The sequence below is a fragment of the Methanobacterium formicicum genome (assembly GCF_029848115.1).
Taxonomy (GTDB): domain Archaea; phylum Methanobacteriota; class Methanobacteria; order Methanobacteriales; family Methanobacteriaceae; genus Methanobacterium; species Methanobacterium formicicum.
Map to the genome: position 1 here is coordinate 27,501 of NZ_JARVXG010000036.1, position 5,906 is coordinate 33,406.

The 5,906-nt window shown below is 43.7% G+C and carries 6 protein-coding genes (1 of these 6 only partly in view); 2 read left to right on the top strand and 4 right to left on the bottom strand.

Going from position 1 to position 5,906, the window contains the following annotated elements; translation table 11 throughout:
- Together QC759_RS03455 and QC759_RS03460 are read left to right on the top strand one after the other, a co-directional pair.
- Nucleotides 1-812, top strand: the 3' portion of a protein-coding gene (locus tag QC759_RS03455; RefSeq protein ID WP_048072204.1) for a shikimate dehydrogenase. The gene continues 40 nt to the left of window position 1, outside the view; 812 of the gene's 852 nt are visible here — the last part of the coding sequence; the start codon falls outside the window, past its left edge; the stop codon is at nt 810-812.
- A gap of 47 nt (nt 813-859) precedes the next feature.
- Entirely contained in the window at nt 860-1,708 is an 849-nt protein-coding gene (locus QC759_RS03460; RefSeq protein WP_048072203.1) for a TatD family hydrolase, read from the top strand.
- A 201-nt stretch (nt 1,709-1,909) separates the two neighbouring features.
- Here the strand turns inward: QC759_RS03460 and QC759_RS03465 are convergent, their stop codons facing one another.
- The 4 genes from QC759_RS03465 to QC759_RS03480 form a co-directional block, all read right to left on the bottom strand.
- Nucleotides 1,910-2,491: a TIGR00267 family protein gene (locus tag QC759_RS03465; protein WP_048072202.1), complete on the bottom strand. Its 582-nt coding sequence runs from the start codon at nt 2,489-2,491 to the stop codon at nt 1,910-1,912.
- 89 nt (nt 2,492-2,580) lie between these two features.
- Entirely contained in the window at nt 2,581-3,789 is a 1,209-nt protein-coding gene (gene hmgA / locus QC759_RS03470) for a hydroxymethylglutaryl-CoA reductase (NADPH) (RefSeq protein ID WP_048072201.1), read from the bottom strand.
- Nucleotides 3,790-3,925: 136 nt separating this feature from the next.
- Entirely contained in the window at nt 3,926-4,786 is an 861-nt protein-coding gene (sucD, locus tag QC759_RS03475; RefSeq protein WP_048072200.1) for a succinate--CoA ligase subunit alpha, read from the bottom strand.
- A gap of 124 nt (nt 4,787-4,910) precedes the next feature.
- Nucleotides 4,911-5,636, bottom strand: a complete 726-nt coding sequence (locus tag QC759_RS03480; protein ID WP_048072199.1) for a hypothetical protein — start codon at nt 5,634-5,636, stop codon at nt 4,911-4,913.
- Between the last annotated feature and the right edge of the window lie 270 nt (nt 5,637-5,906).

Sequence of the window (5,906 nt, forward strand, 5' to 3'; positions counted from 1 at the left end):
ATCCAGTGGAACACAGCTTATCTCCTCCCATGCACAACGCTGCTTTTCAAGAGCTTAAACTGGATTATGTTTACGTTCCTTTCCATGTTAAACGCGGAAACCTGGCCCGGGCCATGGAAGGTGCCCGGAAGATGGGAATCATGGGCCTTAATCTGACCCTACCCCACAAAATAGAAGTCATAGACTACCTGGATGAACTGGATGAAGCTGCAGAACTGATAGGTGCAGTGAACACAGTGAAGTTCACAGAAAACAATGCTGTTGGTTACAATACTGATGGTGTTGGTGCGGTGAAGGCCATTGAAGAAACAACACCAGTTAAGGGTAAAAAAATAATCATAATTGGGGCAGGTGGTGCAGCAAGGGCAATAGCATTCCAGTTACTCCTGAGTGGTGTGGGAGAAGTTTTAATTGCCAACCGAACCAGGGAAAAAGCCTGCAACTTAAGGAATGATCTGAAAAAAACATTCAACAATTCATTAGGTTGTTTAGGATTGGATGATGAACTTGAAATGGAACTTAAGGATACCGATGTACTAATTAACACCACACCAGTGGGAATGCACCCCCATCAGGATGATGAGCCGGTGGTGACTAGTGATATGATGCATCCGGATCTGGTGGTGAATGATATTGTTTACAACCCCCTTGAAACTGGCCTCCTTCGTGAGGCAGATAAAGTGGGTGCACAGACAGTTCACGGGACTAAAATGTTAATTTACCAGGGAATAGAGGCGTTTCGTATCTGGACTGGGATAACCCCGCCTTTTGAAGTATTTGAAACCGCACTGATGAGGGAACTCGGTTACTGAGTTTGTAATTTAAATTTCTTAAATGACTCTTATTGGAGATATTTACCATGGATAACATACCATCCACTGATAATCATATACACGTAGACCCTATAAACGGTGAAGGACCACTGGAAATAGCTTCAAAGTTTCACCGTTCCGGGGGAACTGCCATGATCATCCCCAACAAGCCCACCTGGACCGTAAGTCCCCAGTGCAGTTTTGCCAAGGCAATGGAACTGGTAGTGGGCTACGTGGATGAAATTAACCGGGAAACTGAGGTACAGGCCTTTGCGGTGGTGGGAGCACACCCTGCCGAAATCAGCCGCAGGGTAGAAGCAGGTATGGAACTCGTAGAGGCTGAAGAACTCATGAGGGGTGCCCTGGAAACAGCACAGAAGATGGTGATGGAGGATAAGGCCGTGGGAATTGGTGAAATCGGCAGACCCCATTATCCTGTCTCTCCGGAGGAGATGGAGGTTCATAACCGTCTCATGGTCTACGCCATGGAACTGGCCCGGGAGGCAGACTGTCCAGTGCAGCTGCACACCGAAACTTCTACTGAAGAACAATTCCAGGAATTTGCACAGATGGCCAGTACCGCTGGTTTGAAGAAAGAAAAGGTTATAAAACATTTCTCTGGACCAATGGTTCTACCCGAGGAAAACCACGGACTGACTCCCTCCCTTATTGCCAGTGGAGATGTGATGAGGGAAGCTCTAAGGAAGGGTAAAAAATTCCTCATGGAAACTGATTACCTTGATGACCGAACACGGCCCGGTGCAGTTATGGGTCCCAGAACAGTTCCCCGAAGAACCCGGAAGCTGATAAATGCCGGTCTCATCACCGAAGAAGATGCCTACCAGATCCATGTGGAAAGGGTGGAGAAACTGTACAGTGTGGAGATGGATCTGTAGCAGTTTAGGACATAACCGCGGTTTTGGCAACGTCTGAGCTGGAAAAAGTTAAGTTAATAATTAAAGTTAATTAATTTTAATATTATCCTTTTAAACGAATTAATTAACCCAGAAACTTGTTTCATAAATTAAATTAAGAAAAGGAGATTTTTCAATCTTTAAAATTTTTACTCTTTAAATATTCCAAAAAAAAGTTTTTTTTTATCCGTGCCCTCCGCCAATGAGGTAACAGACCACGCTGATTAAGATTCCAATGAGCACGATTTCCACACTGGTTCTGAGTAAACTTTCCCGGGATACCTTTCCCAGATACACACCCAATATGATCAGTGCGGTAAAGCAGAGTATTAGTGTGCATATTATGGCAGTTATCCGGTCAGAAATTAGCAGGAATGGTAGGACTGGTACGAATGAACCGATGAAGCTGCTGAATCCATGGGTGAACATGCTCATGTAGATACGCCTTTTGGCCTGCTGGTGAATGTGGGTATCATCCAGTTTACCCTCTTCCAGCATCATCTTCTGCTCCAGTTCCCGGAGGGTCCGGACTTCTTCGGCCCGTTCACCAATGAAAGACCCGTATGAATTGGACATAGCCAGAGCCACACCAGTGGAAAGACCAGTCAGTCCTACGGCAAAGTTGGATAGTTCTATTCCACTGGCTGCTGACACCCCACTAGCAGTGAGGGTCACTCCCATGACGGCCAATATTCCATCCATGGTTCCCAGAGCCACGTAACGGCTCATCTTAAAGTATTCACTTATGAATTCGCGGATATTCATTCCAATTTTCTCCAATTATCCAGGATTTTATAAAAAATTATTCAATTAAATTAATTCAAATTAATCCCATCCCTTCTTCAGATGGTAATTTATCCCCTACCCAACTCTTTATGGGCTCGTGCCAGATGCCCGGCAGCCAGTGCACCCATCAGGGATAGTTCCCCTGCCAGGACAGTTCCGCCAACGATTTCAGCGAACTTGTTCACCTTACCAGATCCCGCCACGCCTAAAATGTTCAAACAATCCTGTGCAGTCTCCAGTCGGGTTCCACCACCTATTGTGGCCAGGGGCAGGTCCGGTAGGGTCACTGAAAAGTACAGATCACCATCTTTAACCTCGGCCGTGGTTATTCCCAGGCTGCCCTCCACCACGTGGGCGGCGTCCTGACCGGTAGCCAGGAACAGAGCAGCGATCATATTGGCGTACTGGGCATTGAAACCTATACTACCGGCTATAGCTGAGCCTATGAGGTTTTTAGCTATGTTAACTTCCATAATAGATTCCGGTGTGGTTTTAAGTTTCTTTTCCACAATTTCCCGGGGAATAATAATATCAGCAGTCACAGTTTTTCCCCGTCCTTCTATGAGGTTCAAGACTGATGGTTTTTTATCCACACAGAGATTACTGCTTAAAGCCAGTACATGGGCTCCAGTTTCCCTGGTTAAAATATCCATGGCCTTGTCCGTGGCAATGGTTACCATGTTCATACCCATACTGTCACCGGTGGTGAAAGTGAAACGGGGATAAACGTAACGTCCCACCACTATTACTGGGTCGATTTTTAAAAGACGTCCGTGACGGGTTGTACTTTCCGCTGCTTCTTTAAGTTCTATAAAATGTCTTTCAATCCACTCTTTTATTTTAAGGGCTTCAGTGACAGATTCTGTCTGTATAACTGGGGCTCTGGTCATTTTATCATCGATTATACGTACATTGGCACCACCCACTTCCCGGGTGACAGAACACCCCCGGTTAATGGAAGCCACCAGTGCACCTTCCGATGTGGCCAGAGGAACGTAATAAGTACCCTGGGCATATTTCCCGTTGAGGTGTAACGGTCCGGCCAGTCCTACTGGTATTTGAACGGTTCCTATGGGGTTTTCAATATTCCTTTTCAGGGCCTCAGGCAGATCCAGGGAGTACTGGGAAAGATGAGTTAGACTGGAACCTGCTACCTGTTCCGCAAACCCCCTTCTTACTTCAATTGCCTCCTGGACATTACCAGTGTAACTTTCAATTTGATGGAGTTTTATCTCTCCCTTAATAAGTTTTTCTATGATTTCTTCTTTATTTGCCATAAAAATCATCCTGGAATATTTTTTGGGAATAAGTTCAATGAGTTTAATAGAGAATTAGTTTATCCCGGGACAGGTAAATTAAAATGATTATGTTTCCTGGTACTATTACTGGATTTCACATATTACGGGATTTACTTTAAATTATTTCTTTCATTATATCTGCAATTTGTGATGGTTGTTGTGCTACTTCCACTCCTGCAGCTTTAAGAGCATTTATTTTACTTTCAGCAGTACCAGTGTCCCCTTCAATTATGGCTCCGGCATGTCCCATTCTTTTCCCTGGAGGGGCAGTTCTACCGGCAATGTAGGCCACCACTGGTTTGGTGATGTTTTCAGCAATGTACTCTGCCGCCTTTTCTTCCGCATTACCTCCGATCTCCCCGATCATGGCCATAGCTTTGGTTTTTGGGTCTTCTTGGAATTTCTGCAGTACATCTGCAAAATCCATCCCCACCACCGGGTCGCCACCGATTCCCAGACAGGTACTTTGACCCAGACCAGCATGGGTTATCTGACTGGCCACTTCATAGGTCAAGGTTCCACTGCGGGATACTATTCCAATATCTCCTGGATTGAATATATGGGTGGGCATGATTCCTAGTTTACCCACTCCGGGTGTTATAATTCCAGGGGTGTTGGGGCCAATGACTTTGCAATCATTTTTTCGGGCGTAATGAGTTATTTCCATGGAATCCTGGACAGGTATGTGTTCAGTGATAATCACGGCCAGTTCCAACTGTGATATGGATTCAAAGGCAGCGTCCTTGGCAAAGGGTGCAGGTATAAATATTATTGATGCATTAACATCCAATTCTTCCTTTATTTCGGCAATAGAATTGTAGACTGGGACTCCTTCAAATTCCTGGCCTCCTTTACCGGGTGATGTTCCAGCCACGATGTTGGTGTTGTATTCTAACATGCTCTTGGTGTGGAAAGAGCCTTGTTTACCGGTAATTCCCTGCACCACACATCGTGTGTCTTCATCAAGAAATATCACTGATATCACTTCCTTAAATTGTTGTTAAATCTAATTTAATTTATTTCTAATTTTCTTTTATTGTAGGGATGCTTATTTTTTTTCAAAATTATGAAGATGGGGTTAAACCCTTAAAAGATGGTGGTTAAACCCTTAAAATTTTCATACGCTCTGAAAGGGGTACTGCCAGATCAATAACATTTCCATTCATATAGGCAGTTATGGACATGATTACACTACCGGGGATGATATGCGAAGGTGATCCTCTTTTTACCAGGTAAACATTTTTATTACCCAGTGCTGCTCCCATCATGGCCCCGGAAACTATTCCAATACTTTCAATATCTTCTACAGTTGCCACTACCACCGGGTCATCGGTTTCATCAGAAACATAGCCCACCCCGGGTATTTCCTGACCATGGTTTAAACTACTGCCCACATCAGTGACCTGATCCAGGCCACGGGCTGCTTTAATCACTGAATCAGCAACGTTATGAACAAATCCTTCACCACCATAGGTGTCAAAGGCCACTACAATAGCGTCAGGATACCTGTCCTGTCTTATTTTAGCCTCAGCATAGGATATCCCCTCACCGGCATCTTCTCTGGTGGTTGATATTCCATTGATATCTCCCAGGTCTTCGGCATTACTACGGAGTATATCCACGATGCCCTGATTCACATCTTCCAGTTTATCATCTTCTACAAAGGCACTGATAACCACATCATCACCGGTAATATTGGTGAGAGCAGCTTTATGGGCCCCTTTAGTTATTAAACTGGGAATATCTTTTTCTAGGTTTTTAATTAGGTTTTCACTGCAGGACACATCATTTTTGGAAATGTCTGCACCAATGGAGGTAATCTTCAAATCATCACCTGAACTCGTTAAAACATCAAATACCTATTTATTCCTGGACAAAAATCCATGAATTACTTATACTGAGAATAACTTGGTGAAATATTAGTCTTATACATTTCTTATAGTTTTTTCATACAATGGTTTAAAATTTTTGGAACTAAATAACAGTATAGCTCTTAGACACTGTCAAAAACTTGAGGGTTTTTGAAATTTGTGTTTTGATAAACAATTATTTTATTTTTCTTTAAACTCATTATTTTCTGAAATAAAAAACTAAAA